Annotated in this window: 22 protein-coding genes; 21 read left to right on the top strand and 1 reads right to left on the bottom strand. The window is 68.6% G+C overall.

Going from position 1 to position 22130, the window contains the following annotated elements; genetic code table 11:
- Window positions 1–2 precede the first annotated feature (2 nt).
- Window positions 3–344, top strand: a complete 342-nt coding sequence (locus ASE44_RS02810) for an Rv2175c family DNA-binding protein (protein WP_056005405.1) — start codon at window positions 3–5, stop codon at window positions 342–344.
- Between the two features lie 46 nt (window positions 345–390).
- On the opposite strand, the gene ASE44_RS02815 is transcribed toward ASE44_RS02810, so the two are convergent.
- Window positions 391–1491 carry a polyprenyl synthetase family protein gene (locus tag ASE44_RS02815; protein WP_056005408.1) on the bottom strand — a complete coding sequence of 367 codons (1101 nt, stop codon included), beginning with the start codon at window positions 1489–1491 and terminating at the stop codon, window positions 391–393.
- A gap of 75 nt (window positions 1492–1566) precedes the next feature.
- Between ASE44_RS02815 and ASE44_RS02820 the strand changes: the two genes are divergently transcribed.
- The 20 genes from ASE44_RS02820 to ASE44_RS02915 all read left to right on the top strand — a co-directional run bounded on the left by ASE44_RS02820 (window position 1567) and on the right by ASE44_RS02915 (window position 22092).
- A complete protein-coding gene (locus tag ASE44_RS02820) occupies window positions 1567–1944 on the top strand; it encodes a DUF3040 domain-containing protein (protein ID WP_056777309.1) in 378 nt (125 codons plus the stop codon).
- A gap of 323 nt (window positions 1945–2267) precedes the next feature.
- The gene (mraZ, locus tag ASE44_RS02825; protein ID WP_056005413.1) at window positions 2268–2699 is read left to right on the top strand and encodes a division/cell wall cluster transcriptional repressor MraZ; all 432 of its coding nucleotides are present in this window, start codon (window positions 2268–2270) and stop codon (window positions 2697–2699) included.
- 139 nt (window positions 2700–2838) lie between these two features.
- Window positions 2839–3792, top strand: coding sequence for a 16S rRNA (cytosine(1402)-N(4))-methyltransferase RsmH (gene rsmH, locus ASE44_RS02830; protein WP_056005416.1), 954 nt, complete (start codon window positions 2839–2841; stop codon window positions 3790–3792).
- Window positions 3789–4382, top strand: coding sequence for a hypothetical protein (locus ASE44_RS02835; protein ID WP_056005419.1), 594 nt, complete (start codon window positions 3789–3791; stop codon window positions 4380–4382). Before rsmH ends, ASE44_RS02835 begins: the two co-directional genes overlap by 4 nt.
- Window positions 4383–4458: 76 nt before the next feature.
- Window positions 4459–6228 (top strand): penicillin-binding protein 2, encoded by a 1770-nt coding sequence (locus tag ASE44_RS02840; protein ID WP_235522530.1) that lies wholly within the window; start codon window positions 4459–4461, stop codon window positions 6226–6228.
- A gap of 26 nt (window positions 6229–6254) precedes the next feature.
- Window positions 6255–7799, top strand: coding sequence for a Mur ligase family protein (locus tag ASE44_RS02845; protein ID WP_235522531.1), 1545 nt, complete (start codon window positions 6255–6257; stop codon window positions 7797–7799).
- Window positions 7799–9205 carry a UDP-N-acetylmuramoyl-tripeptide--D-alanyl-D-alanine ligase gene (murF, locus tag ASE44_RS02850; RefSeq protein WP_056780796.1) on the top strand — a complete coding sequence of 469 codons (1407 nt, stop codon included), beginning with the start codon at window positions 7799–7801 and terminating at the stop codon, window positions 9203–9205. The genes ASE44_RS02845 and murF overlap by 1 nt, the downstream gene beginning before the upstream one ends.
- Complete coding sequence (gene mraY, locus ASE44_RS02855) at window positions 9202–10299, top strand: phospho-N-acetylmuramoyl-pentapeptide-transferase (RefSeq protein ID WP_056777316.1); 1098 nt, start codon at window positions 9202–9204, stop codon at window positions 10297–10299. Before murF ends, mraY begins: the two co-directional genes overlap by 4 nt.
- Complete coding sequence (murD, locus tag ASE44_RS02860; RefSeq protein WP_056777319.1) at window positions 10296–11807, top strand: UDP-N-acetylmuramoyl-L-alanine--D-glutamate ligase; 1512 nt, start codon at window positions 10296–10298, stop codon at window positions 11805–11807. The genes mraY and murD overlap by 4 nt, the downstream gene beginning before the upstream one ends.
- Window positions 11785–13086, top strand: coding sequence for a putative lipid II flippase FtsW (ftsW, locus tag ASE44_RS02865; protein ID WP_082455734.1), 1302 nt, complete (start codon window positions 11785–11787; stop codon window positions 13084–13086). The genes murD and ftsW overlap by 23 nt, the downstream gene beginning before the upstream one ends.
- Window positions 13083–14180, top strand: a complete 1098-nt coding sequence (locus ASE44_RS02870; protein ID WP_056777322.1) for a glycosyltransferase — start codon at window positions 13083–13085, stop codon at window positions 14178–14180. Before ftsW ends, ASE44_RS02870 begins: the two co-directional genes overlap by 4 nt.
- Window positions 14181–14207: 27 nt before the next feature.
- A complete protein-coding gene (gene murC / locus ASE44_RS02875) occupies window positions 14208–15620 on the top strand; it encodes a UDP-N-acetylmuramate--L-alanine ligase (protein ID WP_056005435.1) in 1413 nt (470 codons plus the stop codon).
- A 10-nt stretch (window positions 15621–15630) separates the two neighbouring features.
- On the top strand, window positions 15631–16719 hold the full coding sequence (locus ASE44_RS02880; protein ID WP_056777326.1) for an FtsQ-type POTRA domain-containing protein: 1089 nt from the start codon (window positions 15631–15633) through the stop codon (window positions 16717–16719).
- Window positions 16720–16875: 156 nt separating this feature from the next.
- The gene (ftsZ, locus tag ASE44_RS02885) at window positions 16876–18129 is read left to right on the top strand and encodes a cell division protein FtsZ (protein ID WP_056777329.1); all 1254 of its coding nucleotides are present in this window, start codon (window positions 16876–16878) and stop codon (window positions 18127–18129) included.
- 5 nt (window positions 18130–18134) lie between these two features.
- Window positions 18135–18845: a YggS family pyridoxal phosphate-dependent enzyme gene (locus ASE44_RS02890; protein WP_369796473.1), complete on the top strand. Its 711-nt coding sequence runs from the start codon at window positions 18135–18137 to the stop codon at window positions 18843–18845.
- Window positions 18846–18889: 44 nt separating this feature from the next.
- Window positions 18890–19414, top strand: coding sequence for a cell division protein SepF (locus ASE44_RS02895; protein WP_056777331.1), 525 nt, complete (start codon window positions 18890–18892; stop codon window positions 19412–19414).
- Window positions 19415–19421: 7 nt separating this feature from the next.
- Window positions 19422–19718 (top strand): YggT family protein, encoded by a 297-nt coding sequence (locus ASE44_RS02900; RefSeq protein WP_056005447.1) that lies wholly within the window; start codon window positions 19422–19424, stop codon window positions 19716–19718.
- Between the two features lie 172 nt (window positions 19719–19890).
- Window positions 19891–20532, top strand: coding sequence for a DivIVA domain-containing protein (locus ASE44_RS02905; RefSeq protein WP_056005450.1), 642 nt, complete (start codon window positions 19891–19893; stop codon window positions 20530–20532).
- Window positions 20492–21172: a signal peptidase II gene (gene lspA, locus ASE44_RS02910; RefSeq protein WP_082455736.1), complete on the top strand. Its 681-nt coding sequence runs from the start codon at window positions 20492–20494 to the stop codon at window positions 21170–21172. The genes ASE44_RS02905 and lspA overlap by 41 nt, the downstream gene beginning before the upstream one ends.
- A complete protein-coding gene (locus ASE44_RS02915; protein ID WP_056777334.1) occupies window positions 21169–22092 on the top strand; it encodes an RluA family pseudouridine synthase in 924 nt (307 codons plus the stop codon). The genes lspA and ASE44_RS02915 overlap by 4 nt, the downstream gene beginning before the upstream one ends.
- Window positions 22093–22130 lie beyond the last annotated feature (38 nt).

Here is a 22130-nt window from a genome sequence, read left to right on the forward strand (position 1 = left end):
GCGTGACTGAGCAGAATACCGAACTCGTGTGGTTCACCCTTCCCGACCTGGCGACCGAACTCGGGTTGCCGATCCGACGCATCCGTCAGTACCTCGAGGAACGCGACCTCCTGGCCGTGCGTCGCGACGGCGTCCTGCAGGTGCCGTCGTCGTTCATCTCGGACGGCGGACCGGTCCACAACCTCCGCGGCACCCTGACCCTGTTGTCCGACAACGGGTTCGACGACGAGGCTGCGATGGTCTGGATGCTCGAGGACGACGACGCCATCGGGACATCGCCGATCGAGGCACTGCGCGCTGGCCGCCGTTCCGAGGTCCGTCGCGTCGCCCAGGCGCTCGCCTGACAGCCCCTGAGGATCGCCGGCATGACCGCCGACGGTCCGGCGCGGCTCAGGTCTCGCGGCGGGCGACCGAGACGGCGAGGCCGCGCAAGTGGGCTCGAGCGTCGTCGTTGATGGGGGCTTCGCCCAGCGCTGAGAGTGCACGCGCGACGTGGTCCTGGATGAGCTTCTCCACCTGATCGACGGCGCCGCTGTCGCGGATCGTCGCCTGGAGCAGACCGATCTGGTCGTCGTCCAGCTCCGGGTCGCCGAGCATCTCGTCGAGGATGGTCCGGGCTCCCGGCTGCAGCGCCTCCCGCGTGAGGGCGATGAGGATGGTCCGCTTCCCCTCGCGGAGATCGTCGCCGCTCGGTTTACCGGTCACGGCCGGGTCGCCGTAGACGCCGAGCAGGTCGTCGCGGAGCTGGAAGGCGATGCCGAGCGGGAGGCCGTAGGCGCGCAAGGACGCGAGTTGCTGTTCGCTCCCGCCGCCGAGGAGGGCGCCGAGGGCGAGCGGCGACTCGATGCTGTACTTGGCGGACTTGTAGATCAGGACCCGCTCGGCCCGACGGCGCTGCTCGTCGTCCGCGGCGTCGCGCCACGCGCGCTCCTCGAGGATGTCGAGGTACTGCCCCGCCGTGACCTCGGTCCGCATGCGGTTGAACTCGGCACGCGCGGAGCGCGCGGCGCGTCGGTCGTCGAGGAGGTCGAGGCCGTCGTCGAGCAGTTCGTCGCTCCACCCCAGCAGCAGATCGCCGAGGAGCGTGGCCGCGCCGGTGCCGAAGGTGGCGGGGTCGCCGTCCCACCGGCTGCGACGGTGCAGCTCGGCGAAGGAGACGTGCGCGGACGGGCCGCCGCGGCGGGTGTCGGAGTTGTCGATGATGTCGTCGTGGACGAGCGCCGCCGCATGGAAGAGTTCGAGGGCTCCGCAGGCCGCGACGACGGTGTCGATACCGCCCTGACCGCCTGCGTGCCGGCCGGTCGAGACGGCCTGCCAGCCGCGGAAGCAGAACTGTGCTCGGAACCGCTTCCCACCGCTGAGAAATTCCCGGGAGAAGTCGAGGAACGGGGAGAGCTCCGGGCCGATCTGCGCGACAATGGAGCTTCGCGAGGAGAGAAAGTCGGAGAGCCCGCGGCCCACCAGGGTGGCGAGTTCATTGCTTTCGATCACGCACCTAGCCTAGTCATGCTTCGGTGACTAGACTCGATCAACAACGTCGCGTCGTGTGACCTTGAGGGGAATCAGATGCCACTTTCTGAGCAGGAGCAACGGCTCCTCGATGAGATGGAACGCCACCTCTACCGCAGCGATGCCGAATTCGTCTCCAAGGTCAGCGCTGGCGCAGGCAAGCCGAGTTACCGCGGAATCGCGCTCGGCTCCCTCATCGCGGTGGTCGGGGCGATCGGCCTCGTGCTCGGAGTCGTGATCCAGCAGCCTCTCGTCGGCCTGCTCGGATTCGCGATCATGCTGACCGGCGTGCTGGTGGCGACGAAGCCGACCCGCGCACCGCTCGAACAGCCGAGCCCTCGCCAGACCGCGCCCGCCAGCGGCCAGAAGTCGTCACGGCTCATGGACCGCTTCAACGACCGCTGGGACAAGCGGCAGTCCGGCGACGAGCGGTAGCAAGACCCCGGCGGTCCGCCGGACGGCGGTCCTCCGCTCGCGTCCACGCGACTCCACTTCCCTCCCTCGCGGCTCCGCCGCACCACGACCCAGAACGGGGTCGATCTTCGGATCGGCCCCGTTTCGTCGTTAACGCGGCGCAGCAGTGCTCCCGACTCACCCTGAACCCTCCATTTCCCTCCACCCCGTGAAGCCCAGTCTTCACGGGGTTTTTTGCGTGCTAAGCGAGGCAAAACACCCCGATATGCTGCGGTGGTGGTGCAAAGTGGAGTAAAGTGGAGCCCAACCAAGATGTTGGCCGAAACGATTGGGGGCGGGGGCGTATGTTCCTCGGTAGTCACGCCCCCAAACTCGACGAAAAAGGCCGCATCATCCTGCCGGCGAAGTTCCGCGAGGAACTCTCCGGCGGGGTCGTCATGACCAGGGGCCAGGAGCACTGCATCTACGTCTTCAGCACTCGGGAGTTCGAAGCCCTCCACGAGAAGATCCGGCAGGCCCCGGTCACCAGCAAGCAGGCGCGTGACTACCTCCGCGTGTTCCTCTCCGGAGCCAGCGCCGAGACGCCCGACAAGCAGCACCGCGTGACCATCCCCTCGAACCTCCGTCAGTACGCCGGGCTCAGTCGCGACCTCGTCGTCATCGGAGCCGGAAGCCGCGCGGAGATCTGGGATGCCGAGGCATGGGAGTCCTACCTCGCCGAACAGGAGAGCGTCTTCTCCGAGACCGCCGAGGAGGTGATCCCCGGACTCTTCTAGTGCCCTGCCCCCTGACTCCCAGCCGTCACGCCCTGACACACTTCCCCGGTGCCAGGTCGGATCCCGCCCTGACACACTTCCCCGGTGCCAGGTCGGAACGGATGGGGATCAGGGGACAGGGACCGTCCGGACGACGCATATGGCCATCAACGACATCCACACCCCAGTCCTCCTCGAGCGCTGCATCGAGCTGCTCGCTCCCGCCGTGTCCCATGAGGGCGCGGTCCTCATCGACGCCACGCTCGGCATGGCCGGTCACGCCGAGGCCATGCTCGAGCGGTTCCCGCAGTTGACACTCATCGGCCTCGACCGCGACCTCGACGCACTCGACATCGCCCAGGAGCGGCTCGCCAGGTTCGGCACCCGCGCCAGGTTCGTCAAGGCCGTCTACGACGACATCGACGAGGCGAGCGAGGAGCTCGGCTTCCCCGAGGTCGACGGCATCCTCTTCGACCTCGGCGTCTCCTCCCTGCAGCTCGACCGAACCGAGCGCGGGTTCTCGTATTCGCAGGACGCTCCACTCGACATGCGGATGGACGCGTCGAGCGAGTTGACCGCCGAAACGATCCTCGCGACGTACGACGAGGTCGCGCTCCGGAAGATCTTCTGGGAGTACGGCGACGAGAAGCTCGCTCAGCGGTATGCACGACGCATCGTCGAGGAACGTCAGCGCAGTCCGCTCACGAGCTCCGGCCAACTCGTCGAGCTCATCGACCGAGCCACGCCTGCCGCCGCGCGCCGCACCGGACACCCGGCCAAGCGTGTCTTCCAGGCACTGCGGATCGAGGTCAACGCGGAGCTGTCAGTCCTCGAGTCCGCGGTGCCGCGGGCGCTCGACCTGTTGCGGGTCGGCGGTCGGATCGTCTTCCTGTCCTACCAGTCGTTGGAGGACCGGATCGTCAAACGCGAGCTCCAGGCGCGGGCGAAGTCGACCACGCCGGCCGGACTGCCGGTCGAACTCCCCGAACACAGCGCTGAGCTGAAGCTCCTCGTCAAGGGCGCGGAACTCGCCACCGACGCCGAGATCGACGAGAACCCCAGAGCGAAACCCGTGCGACTCCGCGCGGCCGAACGGCTGAGGAGGCCAGCATGAGCGGAGCGACCGCAGCACTCGATCTCGCACCGGAACGGCTCGGACGAGCCCGGCCGCAGCCGACCCGCGTCGCGCCTGAACGTCGGCCTCTCCGTGCCGTCGTGCCGAGCGCGCGCCCAACGTTGCGCCCTCGGCCGATGTACGCGGTCGTCGTCGTCGGCGCCGTCGTGGCGATCGTCGCCGGTCAGCTCCTCCTGAGTGTCGGACTGAGCCAGGGTGCCTACCAGATCCAGCAGCTCGAGGGGCAGCAGGTCGAACTCGGCCGCACCTCGGCCGCACTGGCCGAAGACCTCGACCGCCTCGCGTCGCCCCAGTACCTCGCGGTCAACGCGCAGGCGCTCGGCATGGTCGGCAACTCCCTCCCGACCTACCTCCGACTCTCGGACGGAGCCGTGCTCGGTACCCCGACGCCCGCGTCGGCCGCCAAGAGCCCGATCTTCAACGCCGCCCTCGTGCCGAACGCGCAGACGGCGACGATCCCGCCCGTGAGCGGCCAGAACGTGCCCGCAGCCGACGGCGCGTCGGGCCAGGAAGCGACCACCCCGCCCGTACCGTTGCAGGACGGGTTGCCGTCGCCCACCACGCGATGACCGGACTGTTCACGGTGCGGGACGGCTCGCCCGTATGCGGGGCGATGCCAGGAGAGGACGCGGCGACGACATCATGGTGAGGCACACGAAGACCACACGGCGCCGTCTGGCGTTCACCATCGTCGCGGTGTCCATCGTGATGACCCTCTTCGTGCTCCGGCTGGTCGACATCCAGGTGGTCCGGGCGAGTGCTCTGAGTGCCGAGTCCCTCGAGAAGACCGAGACCGGCGACACGATCCTCGCCACGCGCGGCAGCATCCTCGCCTCCGACGGTTCCGTCCTCGCCGAGGCGGTCATGCGGTACAGCATGGCGGCGTCGCCGAAGGACGCCGGTCCGTTCGAGCGCGAGGTCGACGGTGCCGAGCAGACGATCACGCTCGAGCAGGCCACGAACGAGATCGGCACCATCATCGGCAAGCCCGGCCCGGAGGTCCTGGCGCTCATCACCGACGCCCTCGCGGCCGACAAGGACTCGCTCTACGCGCTCATCGCCAAGAAGCTCGACCTCGATCAGCTGCGTGCGCTCAAGGCGCTGGAGATCCCGTGGACCACGTTCACCGAGGACCCCTATCGCGTCTACCCCAACGGTGCCGTCGCCGGCAACGTCGTCGGGTTCGTCGGAGAAGAGGGGGAGCCGCAGGCGGGCGTCGAACTCATGGAGGACTCCTGTCTCGCCGGAGCGAACGGTCGCACGACCTACGAGAAGGGCAGTGGCGGCCTGCCGTTGCCCGGTACCACGGTGACGAAGCCCGCGAAGGACGGCGGCGACGTCGTCCTGACGATCGACAAGGACATCCAGTGGTTCTCGCAGCAGTCGTTGGCGGCGCAGGCTGAGGCCGTCGGCGCGAGCTGGGGCATCGTCACCGTCATGGAGGTGAAGACGGGCAAGCTGCTCGCCGTCGCCGAGTACCCGTCCGTCGATCCCGGCAACGTGAGTGCGACGCCCGCCGAGGACCGCGGATCACGCGCGTTCGCCGCGCCCTTCGAGCCCGGATCGACGTACAAGTCGCTGACGGCCGCAGCCCTGATCGACCAGGGCGTCGCGAGTCCCAACTCGCAGGTCATCGCGCCCTTCCGCTACAAGCCCTCGAACGGTGCGGACATCAACGACAGCGAGTTCCACCAGGACATGCGGCTGACCCTCTCCGGAGTCATGGTGCAGTCGTCCAACACGGGTATCTCGCAGTTCGGCGAGAAGATGAGCGCCGACACCCGCTACGCCTACTTCCAGAAGTTCGGTCAGCTGCAGAAGACCGAGGTCGGATTCCCCAGCGAGTCCGGCGGCCTCATGGCCGACCCCGCTGACTGGGACAACCAGACGGACTATGCGACCATGTTCGGACAGGGGTTCTCGACGACCGCCGTCCAAGGCGCCAGCCTGTACCAGACGATCGCCAACGGCGGCGTGCGCATGCCCGTGCAGCTCGTCGAGGGCTGCCGGAACGCCGACGGCACCATGACGGACGTCCCGGATGCCAAGGGGACGCAGGTGGTCTCCCCGGATGCGGCCAAGCAGGTCAGTGAGATGCTCGAGATGGTCGACCAGCAGAGCTGGGTCGCGGAGAACGTCGACGTGCCCGGGTACCGGGTCGCGATGAAGACCGGAACGGCGCAGCAGCCCGACGGCGACGGCGGGTACAGCTCGAGCTACCTCGTGTCGATGGCGGGATTCGCGCCCGCCGAGGCGCCGCAGTTCGTCGTTTCGGTGAACCTGGCGGACCCGGTTAAGATGAATTCATCGGCTGCGGTCGCTCCCATCTTCCGGGACGTGACCACCCAAGTGCTGAAGAGCAGGGGAGTGCAGCCCTCAACGGAGCCGGCACCGAATCTGCCGCTCGACTTTTGAACGACCTCATGAAGGATGGGCTCAGCGTGAACAATCAGGGCCCGATCAGTCTCAGACCGGAGCATCCCCAGCGACGGGCGCTCTCGCAGCTGGTGACCGAATTCGACCTCGACCTCCACGGTTCCTCCGACGGTGTGGAGATCAGCGGCGTCAGCCTCAGCTCCGGCTCGGTGGAACCGGGTGACCTCTACATCGGCATGCCGGGTGTCCGCACCCACGGAGCCGCGTACGCCACACAGGCTGCGGAACGCGGGGCGGTCGCCGTCCTCACCGATGCCGACGGCCTCGACCTGGCCACGGCGGCAGGGCTGCCGATCATCGTCGTGCCGGAGCCTCGTGCAGCGCTCGGGCACCTCGCCGCCTGGGTGTACCGCACGGCGGAGGAACCGCCGACGCTGTTCGGCGTCACGGGCACCAACGGCAAGACGAGCGTGGTGTACCTCCTGAGCGGCATGCTCGCGCAGCTCGGGATCGTCTCGGGGCTGAGCTCCACGGCGGAACGGCGCATCGGCGACCTCGCGGTCACCAGCTCCTTGACCACGCCGGAGGCCAGCGAACTGCACGCCCTGCTCGCGCGGATGCGTGAGTCCGAGGTGCGCGCCGTCGCCATCGAGGTCTCGGCCCAGGCGTTGACGAGGCACCGTGTCGACGGGATCGTCTTCGACGTCGTCGGCTTCACCAACCTCAGTCACGACCACTTCGACGATTACGGGGACTTCGACGAGTACTTCGCCGCCAAGCGCGAACTCTTCGAACCCGACCGCGCGCGCCGTGGCGTCGTCACCATCGACTCGGAGTGGGGAGGACGGCTCGTCGAACAGAGCCGCATCCCCGTGACCACGTTGACGGCACGTCCCGAGGTCGACGCCGACTGGCGGATGACGATCCTCGAGGAGGCCGCCGGTTCGACCACGTTCCGACTGGACGGCCCGGAGGACCGCACCCTCGTGACGAGCGTGCCGCTCCTCGGATGGTTCATGGCCGCGAACGCGGCCCTCGCGATCGTCATGCTCGTGGAGTCCGGTGTGGAGTTCGACATGATCGCGGGAGCGCTCGAGCGCGACGGCGGCATCGACGCCTACATCCCCGGCCGGGCCGAGCGCATCAGCGGCGATCGTGGGCCGGTCGTCTACATCGACTACGGGCACAGCCCGGACGCCTTCCTCAACACGCTCGCGGCGATCCGAGCGGTCACGCCAGGACGCGTGATCATGGTGTTCGGCGCCGATGGCGACCGCGACACCACCAAGCGTCGCGACATGGGTGCCATCGCAGCCCGCGGGGCCGATGTCGTGGTCATCACCGACTTCCATCCGCGGAGCGAGGACCCGGCGGCCATCCGGCGGGTGCTCCTGGAGGCAGCCCGGGAGGCTTCCCCCGACGGCGAGCTGCTCGAGGTGGCCGACCCGGCGACCGCGTTCCGCGCCGCGCTCGCACTGGCCGGGTCGGGCGACACGATCCTCTACGCCGGCCCAGGGCACGAGGACTATCACGAGGTCGCCGGTGTGAAGATCCCGTACTCCGCCCGCGACGATTCGCGCGAGGCACTGCGTGAGGCCGGGTGGCTCTGATGATCGACCTGACGCTCACCGAGATCGCGGCGGCCACGAACGGTCGGCTGCTCGCCGGTGCCGCCCACGGCGACCTGGTCGTCTCCGGCGTCGCCGACACCGACTCCCGGCTCATCACGCCCGGCGACATCTTCGTCGCGAAGCCGGGCGAGGAGACCGACGGACACCTGTTCGCCGATGCCGCCGTCGCGAACGGCGCCGCGCTGCTGATCGTCGAGCGGGAACTGCCGGTGGCCGCTCCGCAGATCCTCGTCGAGGACTCCGTCACCGCACTCGGTGCCCTCGCCACCGAGGTCATCCGTCGGGTCCGCTCGCGGGGCGGGCTCCGGATCGTGGGCATCACCGGGTCCAACGGCAAGACCACCACCAAGAACCTGCTCGCCGCCGTCCTGGAGCGGGTCGGCGAGACCGTCAGCCCGAAGGCCTCGTTCAACAACGAGGTCGGCGCGCCGATCACCATGCTCCGGGTCGCGGACTCGACGAGGTTCCTCGTCGCCGAGATGGGTGCCAGCGGCATCGGCGAGATCGCCAGACTCATCCGCATGGCGAAGCCCGACATCGGTGTCGTCCTGAAGGTCGGCCTCGCCCACGCCGGCGAGTTCGGCGGGATCGAGGCGACCGTCACGGCCAAGACCGAGATGGTCTCCGATCTGCTCCCGGAGGACGTCGCCATCCTCAACCTCGACGACGCCCGCGTCGCCGGTATGGCCGATGCGACCCCGGCGCGTGTGCTCTGGTTCGGTCTCGACGACCGGGCTGCGGTGCGGGCGACCGATGTCGTCGCGACGGCTTCGGGGACCGCCTTCACCCTGCACCTCCCCGACGGTTCGTCGGCACCGGTCAGCTTCAAGGTGCTCGGCGAACACCACGTCATGAACGCCCTCGCCGCGGCAGCGGCGGCATACGAACTCGGTGTCCCGATCGACGTCGTCGTCGACGCGCTCGAGAGCGTGAGCCGGGCGGAGCGCTGGCGCATGGAACCCCTCGGCGGACGCGACGGCGTCTCCGTCATCAACGACGCGTACAACGCGAGCCCCGACTCGATGTCGGCCGCCATCAGGACCCTGGCACAGATCGGGGCGGAGCGCGGTCGGACGATCGCCGTCCTCGGCGCCATGAGTGAACTGGGCGACTGGGCAGGGGAGGAGCACGATCGCATCGGCCTGCAGGTCGTGCGTCTCGGCATCGGCCGCCTCGTCGTCGTCGGACCGGAAGCCCGGCGGATGCACATCACCGCCATCAACGAGGGTTCCTGGGACGGGGAGTCGGTGTACTTCCCGACCGCGGACGAGGCGTTCGACTATCTGAGCACCGAGATCGCCGCCGGCGACACCGTGCTCGTGAAATCCTCCAATGCGGCCGGGCTCCGGTTCTTGGGGGATCGACTGGGGGAGCTGTACACATGAGAGTCCTCTTGGCCGCTGGAGCGATCTCGCTCGCGTTCTCCCTCTTCCTGACACCGCTCTTCATCAAGGCGTTCCGCAAGCTCGCCTGGGGTCAGTTCATCCGCGACGACGGGCCGCAGAGCCATCACACCAAGCGCGGTACCGCCACCATGGGTGGGGTCATCATCATCGTGGGCACCCTCGTCGGGTTCTTCGCGAGCTACCTGATCTTCCAGGAGCAGGTCGGTGTCTCCGCGCTGCTCGTGCTGTTGATGATGGTGGGCCTCGGCATCGTCGGCTTCATCGACGACTTCCTCAAGGTCCGCAAGAAGCAGAGCCTCGGTCTCGGCGGGTGGGCGAAGGTCGCCGGACAGCTGATCGTGGCCACGGTCTTCGCCGTGCTCGCGATCAACTTCCCGAACACCGAGGGGTTCACCCCGGCCTCGACGAACATCTCGGTGATCCGCGACATCCCGATCAACTTCATGGCGATCGGCATCCCGGTCATCGGTGTCCTGCTGTACATCCTCTGGACCTCGGTGATCGTGGCGGCCACCTCGAACGGCGTGAACGTCACCGACGGCCTCGACGGCCTCGCGACCGGCGCCTCCATCCTCGCGATCGGCTCGTACATCATCATCGGGTTCTGGCAGTTCAACCAGTCCTGCTTCAGCTCTTCGCTCGCATCGGACGTGGCCTACAAGTGCTACGACGTGCGAGACCCCCTGGACCTGGCCGTGGTGGCGGCGGCGATCGTCGGTGCACTCATCGGATTCCTCTGGTGGAACACTTCGCCGGCGCAGATCTTCATGGGCGACAGCGGCTCGCTCGCCCTCGGCGGAGCTCTCGCGGCCCTCGCCATCCTCAGCAAGACCGAGCTGCTCCTCGTGCTCGTCGGCGGACTCTTCGTCATCGAGGCCGGTTCGGTCATCGTGCAACGCGTCTACTTCAAGGCGACCCGCGGCAAACGCATCTTCCTCATGAGCCCCATCCACCACCACTTCGAGCTCAAAGGCTGGGCAGAGGTCACGGTCGTCGTGCGCTTCTGGATCATCGGCGGGCTCCTCGTCGCGGCCGGTGTCGGTTCCTTCTACCTCGAGTGGCTGAGCCGATGAGCGCCGACCGCCTCGACGATCTGCACAGTTGGCACGCCGACTGGCGCGGCCTGCGGGTCGCGGTCCTCGGCCTCGGCATGACCGGCTTCTCGGTGGCGGACACCCTGACCGAACTCGGATCGGAGGTCCTCGTCCTCGCGGGTGAGGCCGCCGACGAACGGGCGGAGCTCGTCGGGGTGATCGGTGCCCGGCTGGTCCAGCGTGACCTCACGAGCGTGCCGGCCGAACTCGTGGAGTTCGGCCCGGAGCTGGTCGTCGTGTCCCCGGGATTCCACCCCGACCACCCGGTGGTGCTCTGGGCCCAGGAGACGGGCGTCCCCGTGTGGGGCGACATCGAACTCGCCTGGCGCGTCCGCGACAAGGTGGGCACACCCGCCGAGTGGATCTGCGTCACCGGCACGAACGGCAAGACCACGACCGTCCAGCTCACGGCGTCGATGCTCGTGGAGGCCGGGTTCCGGGCCGCACCCTGCGGCAACATCGGTGTCCCGGTCCTCGATGCGGTCCGCGACCCGCAGGGGTTCGACTTCTTCGTCGTCGAACTGTCGAGCTACCAGCTGCACACGCTGGGCTTGCAGGGCGGGCGGAGCATCGTGACGCCGCTTGCGAGCGTCTGCCTGAACGTCGCCGACGACCATCTCGACTGGCACGGCTCGGCCGAGGCCTACCGTGCGGCGAAGGCCGTCGTCTACGAGAACACCAAGGTCGCCTGCGTGTACAACCGCGCAGACGTCGCGACGATGTCCATGGTCGAGGACGCGGAGGTGACCGAGGGGGCCCGTGCCGTCGGGTTCGGCCTCGACGTCCCAGGGCCGAGCGACTTCGGTGTGGTCGACGGCATCCTCGTCGACCGCGCGTTCCTCGACGACCGCCGGACGAGCGCCCTCGAGATCACCACGGTTGAGGCGCTCGCACAGCGGGGGCTCGCTGCTCCGCACATCGTCGCGAACATCCTCGCCGCAGCGGCGCTCGCCCGGGCGGCGGGCATCCCGCTCGAAGCGGTGCGCGACACCCTGCTGTCGTTCGGTCTCGACGCCCACCGGATCCAGCTCGTCGCCCGCAGCCTCGAGGTCGACTGGGTCGACGACTCGAAGGCGACCAACCCGCACGCTGCGGACGCCTCGCTGGCCGCCTACCGTTCCGTGGTCTGGATCGTCGGAGGCCTCCTCAAGGGGGTGTCGATCGATCGGCTCGTCGAGCGGCATGCGGATCACCTCCGCGCTGCGGTCGTGATCGGGGCCGACCGTTCGGAGGTCCTCGACGCATTCGCGCGACACGCGCCGACGCTGACCGTCATCGAGGTCGACGAAGCGGAGACTGAGTCCGTGATGCCGGAGGCCGTTCGCCGGGCTGCCGAGGTCGCGCAGGCGGGGGACACCGTCCTCCTCGCTCCTGCCGCCGCCTCGATGGACCAGTTCTCGGACTACGGCCACCGTGGTCGCCTGTTCCAGGCCGCCGTCGAAGCAGAGCTGGGAGGTGAGGCGGATGATCGATCCGCCTCGCGCTGACCCGCGCCGCTCGCGGTCCGCATCGGCGTCCGGACGGTCGACCGACGCGCTGAGCGGTGCAGGTCCGGAAGCGTCGCCGAGAGGCATGTCGAGTGCACGCATCTCGCTCGGCAAGGTGCTCCGACCGGAGTCCAAGAACTACTTCCTCCTCCTCGGGGTGACCCTGTTCCTCGTCGGACTCGGACTCGTCATGGTGCTGTCCTCCTCGTCCGTCGAATCGTACGAGGCGGGAGACGGCTACTTCGGCCTCTTCTGGCGACAGGCGACCTTCGCGATGATCGGCGTCCCGCTGATGCTCATCGTCAGCCGCTTCCCGGCCAGGTTCTGGAAGAAGTGGGCGTGGATCTTCCTCGTCGTCGCGATGGGTCTCCAGCTGCTCGTGTTCACCCCGCTCGGCTACGAGATCGGCGGGAACCGCAACTGGATCGAGATCGGCGGCTTCACGGCGCAGCCCTCCGAGGCGGTCAAACTCGCCCTCGTCGTGTGGCTCGGACTGGTCCTCACGATCAAGCAGCCCCGATTGCTCGAGTGGAAGCACGCCCTGATCCCCGTCATCCCGTTCGCCGGCCTCTCGATCGGTCTCGTCCTGCTCGGTGGCGACCTCGGAACCGTCGTCATCATGGCCCTGATCGTGTTCTCCGCGCTGTACTTCGCCGGTGTCCGACTCCGGTACATCGCGATCCCGGTGGTCGCCGGCGCGGTGCTGTTCCTCATCATGGCGATCACGAGCGCGAACCGCATGCAGCGCATCATGGCGTTCTTCGGCGACGGCAAGGGCGACTACGAGAACGCCGACTGGCAGTCGACCCACGGCACGTGGGCCTTGGCGAACGGCGGGCTCTGGGGCGTCGGTCTCGGCAACTCCCGGGCCAAGTACGGCTGGTTGCCGGCGATCTCGAACGACTTCATCTTCGCCGCCATCGGTGAGGAGCTGGGGCTCATCGGTGCCGTCCTCGTGCTCGGCCTCTTCGTCTTCCTCGCGGTCATGTTCATCCGGGTCATCCGATCGAGCGACGACTCGTTCGTGCGGATCACCACCGGCGCGGTCATGGCGTGGATCATCGGCCAGGCGCTCGTCAACATCGGTGTCGTCCTCGGCGTCCTCCCGGTCCTCGGCGTGCCGTTACCGTTGCTCTCCTCGGGTGGCACCGCTCTGCTGACGACCCTCGTCGCGATCGGGATCATCCTGTCCTTCGCCCGAGAACGCGGCCGGACGGGGCCACCGCAGCCCCGGCGCCCAGCTGTCAGACGCACCCAATCCTCCGGAGTCGCCCGATGACCACCTACCTCCTCGCCGGTGGCGGCACGGCCGGGCACGTGAACCCGTTGCTCGCCGTCGCCGACGGACTCCGAGCCAGGGATCCCGAGGCGACCATCCTCGTCGTGGGCACCGCGGAAGGGCTCGAGGCCAGACTCGTCCCGGAGCGCGGTTACGAGCTGCTCACGATCCCCAAACTGCCGTTCCCCAGGCGCCCGAACCTCGACGCGCTGCGGTTCCCCGGACGGCTGCGGCGCGCGGTCGCCGATGTGGTCGCGATGATCCGTGACCACGACGTCGATGTCGTCATCGGGTTCGGTGGCTACGCGGCTGCGCCGGCGTACACCGCGGCGAAGCGGGCCGGCGTCCCCCTGGTCATCCACGAGGCCAATGCGCGGCCGGGTCTTGCGAACCGACTGGGCGCGCGGTACACCCCGTTCGTGGGCGTGGCGTTCCACCGGACGCCGATCCGCCACGCCCGGTTCGTCGGCATGCCGTTGCGGCGCGAGATCGAGGATCTCGACCGCGACGCGCTGCGGCCGTCGGCGATCGCTGAGTTCGGGCTCGACGCCGATCGTCCGCTGCTGCTGGTCACCGGTGGGTCGCTCGGGGCGAGACGCCTCAACGCGACCATGAGCGAGAGCGCGGAGGACGTCGTCGGCGCCGGCTGGCAGGTCCTGCACATCACCGGCGCGAAGAGCGAGATCCAGGATCCCGGTGTCGAGCATTACCACCTGCTCGAGTACTGCTCCCGCATGGACCTCGCCATCGCCGCAGCCGACTTCGCCGTCTCGCGGGCGGGAAGCGCGACCGTGAGTGAGCTGTGTGCCGTCGGGCTCCCGGCCGTGTACGTGCCGTACCCCGTGGGGAACGGGGAGCAACGCTTCAACGCGGCCGACGTCGTGCGCGCCGGTGGAGCGGTTATGGTAGATGACGCGCAGTTCGTGCCGACCTGGGTGCGTGAGCACCTCGTCCCACTGTTGAACGATCGGCACCGGGTCGACGACCTGGCGGCCCAGTCCAAGAGCGTGGGCGTCTCCGACGGAACGGCCCGCGTCGTCGCCCTCATCGATGAGGCGCTCCAACCATCGGTGCAGCGATCGCGCAGCCGGTGACCCAGTCCTTTCAGAAAGCGTGACACCGTGATCAAGCCAGACCCCACCGTCGAGATCCCAGCCGACCTCGGCGTCGTCCACTTCGTCGGCATCGGCGGCAGTGGGATGAGCGGGATCGCGCGTCTGTTCGTGAGCGCCGGTGCTCGCGTGACCGGTTCCGACGTCCGCGAATCCAAGAACATCGAGGCGTTGCGCGCCCTCGGTGTCCCCGTCGCCATCGGGCACGACGCCGCGAACGTCGGTGACGCGGACACCCTGGTCGTGACCGGTGCCCTGTGGGCCGACAACCCGGAGTACCTGCTCGCCAAGGAGCGTGGACTGACGATCCTGCACCGCTCGCAGGCGCTCGCCTGGTTGACGGCGGAGACCCGCCTCATCGCGGTCGCCGGCGCCCACGGCAAGACGACGTCGACCGGCATGATCATCACCGCGCTCCTCGAGCTCGGTGCCGATCCCAGCTTCGTCAACGGCGGGGTCATCGAATCCCTCGGCGTGAGTTCCGCCCGTGGCGACGGCGAGCTGTTCGTCGTCGAGGCGGACGAGTCCGACGGGTCCTTCCTGCTGTACGACACGGCCATCGCGCTGATCACCAACATCGACCCCGACCACCTCGACCACTACGGATCGTTGGAGGCCTTCGAGCAGGCGTTCGTGACCTTCGCCGGTCAGGCGCGGGAGCTCGTCGTCATCTCCTCGGACGACGCCGGCGCCGTGCGCATCACCCCGGCGCTCCGTGCGGCCACGGACGGCAAGCGGGTCCTCACCTTCGGTGAAGCAGCGGACGCCGACGTCCGTCTCCACGACGTGGGCTCGACCGGTCCGGTCTCGTTCCAGCTCAGCTACCAGGGCGGCACGTACGCCGCGACGCTCCGCGTACCCGGTCGGCACAACGCCATCAATGCAGCCGGTGCGTTCGCCGTCCTCGTGGGTGTCGGGTTCGACCCGGCGGAGGCCCTCCAGGCCATCACCGCGTTCGGCGGGACCCAGCGACGCTTCGAGCTGCACGGCGTCGTGAACGGCGTCAGCGTCTACGACGACTACGCGCACCACCCGACCGAGGTCGCCGCCGCGCTGGCGGCGGCGCGGACGGTGGTGGGGGAGGGACGGATCATCGCCGTCCACCAGCCGCACCTGTACAGCCGGACCCGTCTGTTCGCCCAGGAGTTCGCGGACGCCCTCGAACGCTACGCCGACCACACCGTGGTCCTCGAGGTGTACGGTGCGCGAGAGGACCCGGAGCCGGGCGTGACCGGCGCCACGGTGTCGACGCGGTTCGCGGACGCCGATCACGTCGCGTACATCGACGACTGGGCGCGGGCGGCGGACTACACAGCCTCCGTCGTGCAGCCGGGCGACTTCGTGATCACCCTCGGGTGTGGAGACGTGTACCGGATCGTGCCGCAACTCCTCGAGGCCATCGCCGGTCGCGAGTCCGTCTGATGGGCGTCCGGTGAAGCGCCCGGACGGCTTCGACCCCGGGGCGCGACCGAGTCCCGACCGCACGCAACGGACGACGCCGACGGCCTCCAAGTCGGCGCGGGACCGCCCGGAAGCACCCGTGACGGAGCAGGAGACGGATGTGCTCGAGCTCGACGTCGCTCGGCTGCCGTCGAAGGGAGGCTCACCGAAGGTCGTGGCCGGCCCCCGGGCGTCCTCGGCGGATCGGACGTCGGTGACATCGGCCGACCGCGCGTCGAAGACCGACGACCGTGCGTCGAAGGCCGAGGACAGCTCGACGACGACCGAGGAACGCGATCGTCCCGGGCAACCGTCCGACGAGCACCTGCTCTCCCCACGGGAGGCCGCTCGGCTCCGTCGGCGGCACGAGCGACAGGAGATCCGCCGGTTCACCGCCCGCAAGCGTGGGCGTCACCGGCCCTGGGTGCTCGCGGCCGCCGTCCTCGCCGCATTGGTCGTCGTGTCGTTCGCAGGCGCCTACTCGCCCCTGCTCGCCGTCCGGAGCATCGAGGTGGTCGGTGCGACGCGTGTCGACCAGGCGGAGATCACGAAGGCGCTCAGCGGCCAGATGGGTCGCCCCCTCGCACTCGTGGATCCCGGAGCCGTCAAGGCGGTGCTCGTCGGATACCCGCTCATCGCCAGCTACTCCCTCGAATCGCAGCCGCCGAGCACGCTGGTCGTCCGCATCGTCGAGCGTGAGCCCGTCGGTGTGCTCCAGTCCGGCACGGTGTACACGCTCGTCGATGCTGCAGGGGTCACGATCGAGCGCAGCGACCAGCCCATCGCCGGGTACCCGACGCTCATGGTCGCCGGTGGAGCGACCTCGAAGGGTTTCATCGCCGCGGCTGCGGTCATCCGAGCACTCCCGTCGGACCTACGAGCCCGCGTCGCCTCCGTGTCCGCGTCCACCGCGGACGATGTGACCCTGACGCTCGTCGACTCGCCGGCCGAGGTCGTGTGGGGGAGTGCCGAGCAATCCGCTGAGAAGGCGTTGATCCTCGCCAAGACGATGGCGGCCACCGACCCGTCCCAGGTGAACCAGTACGACGTGTCGTCGCCCTCGGCGGCGATCGTCCGCTGACGGCGTGCGGGATATTCCCGTCGATGTGCCGACACGCCCGGACGCGTCCCATCAGGGATGGGGCTGGGCCCTAACGTCGTGCTCAGGACAGAAAATGCATACGCAGCATAACTTTAAACCTTAACCTGAGGTTGAGAGTTCACACGGAGGCCTGAAGTGACTACAAACCAGAACTACCTCGCCGTCATCAAGGTCGTCGGTATCGGCGGCGGTGGCGTGAACGCGGTCAACCGGATGATCGAGCTCGGCCTCCGCGGCGTCGAGTTCATCGCCATCAACACGGACGCTCAGGCGCTGTTGATGAGCGACGCCGATGTGAAGCTCGACGTTGGCCGGGAGATCACCCGCGGCCTCGGCGCCGGTGCCGACCCCGAGGTGGGTCGTCGCGCGGCCGAGGACCACGCCGAGGAGATCGAAGAGGCCATCGCCGGCGCCGACATGGTCTTCGTGACCGCGGGCGAGGGTGGCGGTACCGGGACCGGTGGCGCACCCGTCGTGGCACGCATCGCGAAGTCGATCGGTGCGCTCACCATCGGTGTCGTGACGAAGCCCTTCGGCTTCGAAGGACGCCGTCGCCAGGCGCAGGCGGAGCTCGGGGTCGCACGCCTGAAGGAAGAGGTCGACACCCTCATCGTCGTGCCGAACGACCGACTCCTCGAGATCAGCGACCGTGGCATCAGCATGCTCGAGGCGTTCGCCACGGCCGACCAGGTGCTCCTCGCCGGTGTGCAGGGCATCACCGACCTCATCACCACGCCCGGCCTCATCAACCTCGACTTCGCGGACGTCAAGTCGGTCATGCAGGGGGCCGGATCGGCGCTCATGGGCATCGGATCGTCCCGTGGCGCGGACCGCGCGATCAAGGCCGCGGAACTCGCGGTCGCCTCGCCGCTGCTTGAAGCCAGCATCGAGGGTGCCCACGGCGTCCTCCTCTCCATCCAGGGTGGCTCCAACCTCGGTATCTTCGAGATCAACGACGCGGCGAAGCTCGTCCAGGAGGCCGTGCACCCCGAGGCCAACATCATCTTCGGTGCGGTCGTCGACGACACGCTCGGCGACGAGGTGCGCGTGACGGTTATCGCCGCCGGCTTCGACGGTGGCGAACCCCTCACCCGGACGGCGGCCTCTCCGGCCGACGCCGTCATCTCCGGTGGGGTCATGAGCTCTTCCGACGAGGCCGCCGGGGCGCCGATCAGCACCTCCGCGAACGCCACGTCCGAACCCTCGGAGCACCGGTCGAGCGCTGCTGCGCCCGTGTCCTCGGGCGGCGACTGGGGATCCAAGCCGAGCGCGTCCTCGCCGTTCTCCGGAGCGACGCACCGTCAGCCCGAGACGGTCGTCGAGACCGCCGTCCAGGACCCCTCGTTCGACGACGAGGGCGAGCTGGACATCCCCGACTTCCTCAAGTAGTAGTGATCGACGAGTCGACCACCTCGGCCGGATCGGGCTCCTCGGAGCCCGGTCCGGCATTGCTCGATCGCCTCGCGGACATCCGGGGGCGCATCGCCGATGCGACGCGGGCGGCGGGGCGTGCGACGGAACCGACGCTGATCGTCGTGACGAAGTTCCACCCGGTGACGCTGGTGCAGGCGCTGGCCGCCGCTGGCGTCTCAGACGTGGGGGAGAGTCGGCACCCTGAGGCGCGCGACAAGGCCGCTGCCGCCGAAGGCCTCGGATTGCGCTGGCACTTCATCGGGCAACTGCAGACCAACAAGGCCAAGCAGGTCCGACGATACGTGGACGCCGTCCACTCGGTCGACCGACCCGAGCTGCTCAGGGCGCTGTCGTCCTCCGAGCGGCAGCTCGACGTGTTCCTGCAGGTCAACCTGACCGACGATCCCGGCCGGGGTGGCGTCGTGGGTGATGCCGCGCTCGAGGCGCTCGCGACCGCGGCGCTCGAAGCGGAGGGCATCGCGCTACGCGGTGTCATGGCGGTCGCCCCGCTCGACGAGGATCCAGCGGCGGCCTTCGCACGGGTCCTCTCGGCGTCCGAGCGCATGCGCTCACTCGCCCCGCACGCCGATGGGCTGTCGATCGGCATGAGTCACGACTACGTCGAGGCGATCGAAGCGGGCGCGACACACCTTCGCATCGGCACGGCAATCACCGGGAATCGCCCGGTGTGACGTTAATCTCGGAGAAGCAAGGACCGCAGATCACGGAGGAAACGATGTCGAACCCACTGAAGAAGACCATGGTGTACCTCGGGCTCGCCGACGATGATCTCGAGTACGAGCAGCAGCACGCTGCCCAGGCCGAGCCGACGCAGCAGGCCGAGCCCCGTCGCACCGAGCGTCCCGAGCGCGCTGAGCGGGTCGAGCGCGTCGAGCGCGTCGAGAAGGCCGCTCCGGTGACGCCGTTGCGCAAGCCGGTTCCCGTGCGCCAGCCCGTCGCCCCGAGCTCGGACCTCAACGAGATCCTCACCGTGCACCCCAAGCAGTACCGCGATGCGCAGATCATCGCCGAGAGCTTCCGCGATGGCGTCCCGGTCATCATCAACCTCTCGCAGATGAGTGACGGCGATGCTCGCCGGCTCATCGACTTCGCCAGTGGTCTCTCGCAGGGGCTGTACGGCAAGATCGAGCGCGTGACGAGCAAGGTCTTCCTCCTCTCGCCCGAGCACGTCGCCGTTTCCGGCGACAACGGACAGGGTGCTCCGGAAGCGACCGAGGCGACCTTCTTCGCTCAGTCATAATCGAGGGGTGGCTTCTCTCATCTCCGTGATCGGCACGATCCTCTATCTCGCGCTGCTCCTGTACTTCTTCGTCCTCTGGGCGAGGTTCATCCTCGACCTCGCCCGGGTGCTCCGTCCGCAGTGGCGGCCCACGGGCGTCGGGCTGGTGCTCGCCGAGCTGAGTTTCACGATCACGGACCCTCCGATCCGGTTCTTCCGCCGTGTCCTCCCGCGCGTCGCCGTCGGTCCGGTCGCGCTCGATTTCGGGTGGACCCTCACGATGTTGTGCTGCATCATCGCGATGACACTCGTCCAGCTGCTCTAGCGCGCGCGGCCTGCCCGCGAACAGCTCGCCACGATTGTGTGGCTACGATAGAACGTCCGTCACCTGACGGTCGCCTCCGACGTCGTCAACATGTCTCACCCACTGGGTCAGACTTTGCTAGCGTGGGGGCGTTGTACACAGATTTTCGATTCGACAGTGAAGGTGGTTCGCTATGGCGCTCACTCCCGAAGACGTGGTCCAGAAGCGGTTTCAGCAGACCAAGTTCCGCGAAGGCTACGACCAGGACGAGGTGGACGACTTCCTCGACGAGGTCGTCGTCGAGCTCCGTCGCCTGATCCAGGAGAAGGACGAGGTCCAGCAGAAGCTGACCGCGGCCGAGTCCAAGGTCGCCGAACTCCAGAAGGGCGGCTCGTCCGCTCCGGCGACGCTCGCCAAGGCCGAGGCTGCTCCGGCACCCGCGCCCGTCGTCGCACCGACCCCGGCTCCGGCCGCGGAGTCGACCGACAACACCGCCGAGAGCTCGAACAACCTTCTGCAGCTGGCACGTCGTCTCCACGACGAGCACGTCGCCGAGGGTGCTCAGCGCCGCGACGCGCTCATCGCGGAAGGTCACGCGACCGCCGCACGTGTCGTCGCCGAGGCCGAGGCCAAGCAGCGCGCGCAGATGCAGGTCCTCGAGCAGGAGCGTTCGGTCCTCGAGCACAAGATCGACGAACTCCGCAACTTCGAGCGCGAGTACCGCTCGCAGCTGCGCGGCTACATCGAGGGTCAGCTGAAGGACCTCGACGCCTCGTCGTCGAGCTCCGCTCCCGATGCGAAGGCCGGCGTCACCGCCGACAGCGCAGCGGTCTAGCGCAGACACCCGGTTGTCTCCCGCATCACCGTCGAAGGCCAGCGCCAGGACTCTTGCAGTCCTGGCGCTGGTTGCCGTCGTGGCCTATTCGGCCGATCAGTTCACCAAGTTCCTCGTCACCACCAACCTGACGGTGGGCGAGTCCGTTCCGGTACTCGGCCAGGCGCTCGTCCTGTACTTCGTCAAGAACTCCGGTGCCGCCTTCTCGCTCGGCGCGGGGTACACCTGGATCTTCTCGATCCTCGCGGCGGTCGTCGTGGTCGTCATCGTCTGGTTCGCCCGCCGGATCCGTTCACGGGCCTGGGCGATCGTGTTCGGCCTGCTCCTCGGAGGGGTGCTCGGCAACCTGACGGACAGGCTGCTCCGTGAGCCGTCCTTCGGTCTGGGCCACGTGGTCGACTTCATCTCCACCCCGTGGATGCTGCCCGCGATCTACAACGTCGCCGACATCTGCATCGTGGTCAGCATGGCCCTGTTCATCCTCCTGACGCTCTTCGGCGTGAACCTCGACGGCACCCGGACGACGCGTGCGAGCGAACGGGCCGCCCAGGAGGCGGAGGACCGCGAGGCCGAAGCGGACGCGGCCACCCTCGATCCGGCGGAGCCGCGCGACGCGAGTCCGGACGCAGGCCGCCCATGAACGAGTCCCGCAGCCTGTACGTCCCCGACGGGCTCGACGGCGAACGCGTCGACGCCGGCCTGGCCAAACTCCTCGGCTTCTCCCGGAGTTACGCAGCCGAGGTCGCCCTCGGAGGCGGCGTCACCATGAACGGCAAGTCGGTCGACAAGTCCGACCGCCTCCTCGCCGGTGCCTGGCTCGAGATCGAATGGACGCCTCGCCGCGAGGCCGTGATCGTACCGATCGCCGTCCCCGACCTCGGCATCGTCTACGACGACGACGAGATCGTGGTCGTCGACAAACCCGCCGGCGTCGCCGCCCACCCCTCCGTGGGTTGGGAAGGGCCGACGGTGCTCGGTGCCCTCGCCGCAGCCGGCTTCCGCATCTCGACGTCGGGCGCCGCTGAGCGGGCCGGGATCGTGCACCGGCTCGATGCCGGGACGAGCGGCCTCATGGTCGTCGCGAAGACCGAGCGGGCCTACACCTCACTGAAGCGTGCCTTCCACGACCGCGAGGTCGAGAAGATCTATCGCGCCGTGGTCCAGGGGCATCCCGACCCGCTCGCCGGCACCATCGACGGTCCGATCGGCCGCCACCCGCGCCACGACTGGCGCTTCGCCGTCACCGCCGACGGGAAGCCGTCGGTCACCCACTACGAGACGCTCGAGGCGTTCCCGTACGCCTCGTTGCTCGACGTGCATCTGGAGACCGGTCGCACGCATCAGATCCGCGTGCACATGGCGGCCCAGCGGCATCCCTGTGTCGGCGACACGATGTACGGCGCCGACGCGGCGCTCTCGGCCCGTCTGGGGCTCACCCGGCAGTGGCTGCATGCGACGAAGCTGGGCTTCGCGCACCCTGCGGACGGGGAGTTCGTGCGATTCGAGACCGCCTACCCGACGGATCTGCAGCACGCCCTCTCGATCCTCGAACTCGACTGACGTCGCGCCGTCGCTCGGCGACCGACCGCGCCCGCAGG

Origin of the sequence: Plantibacter sp. Leaf1 (assembly GCF_001421315.1) — a bacterium.
Lineage (GTDB): Bacteria > Actinomycetota > Actinomycetes > Actinomycetales > Microbacteriaceae > Plantibacter.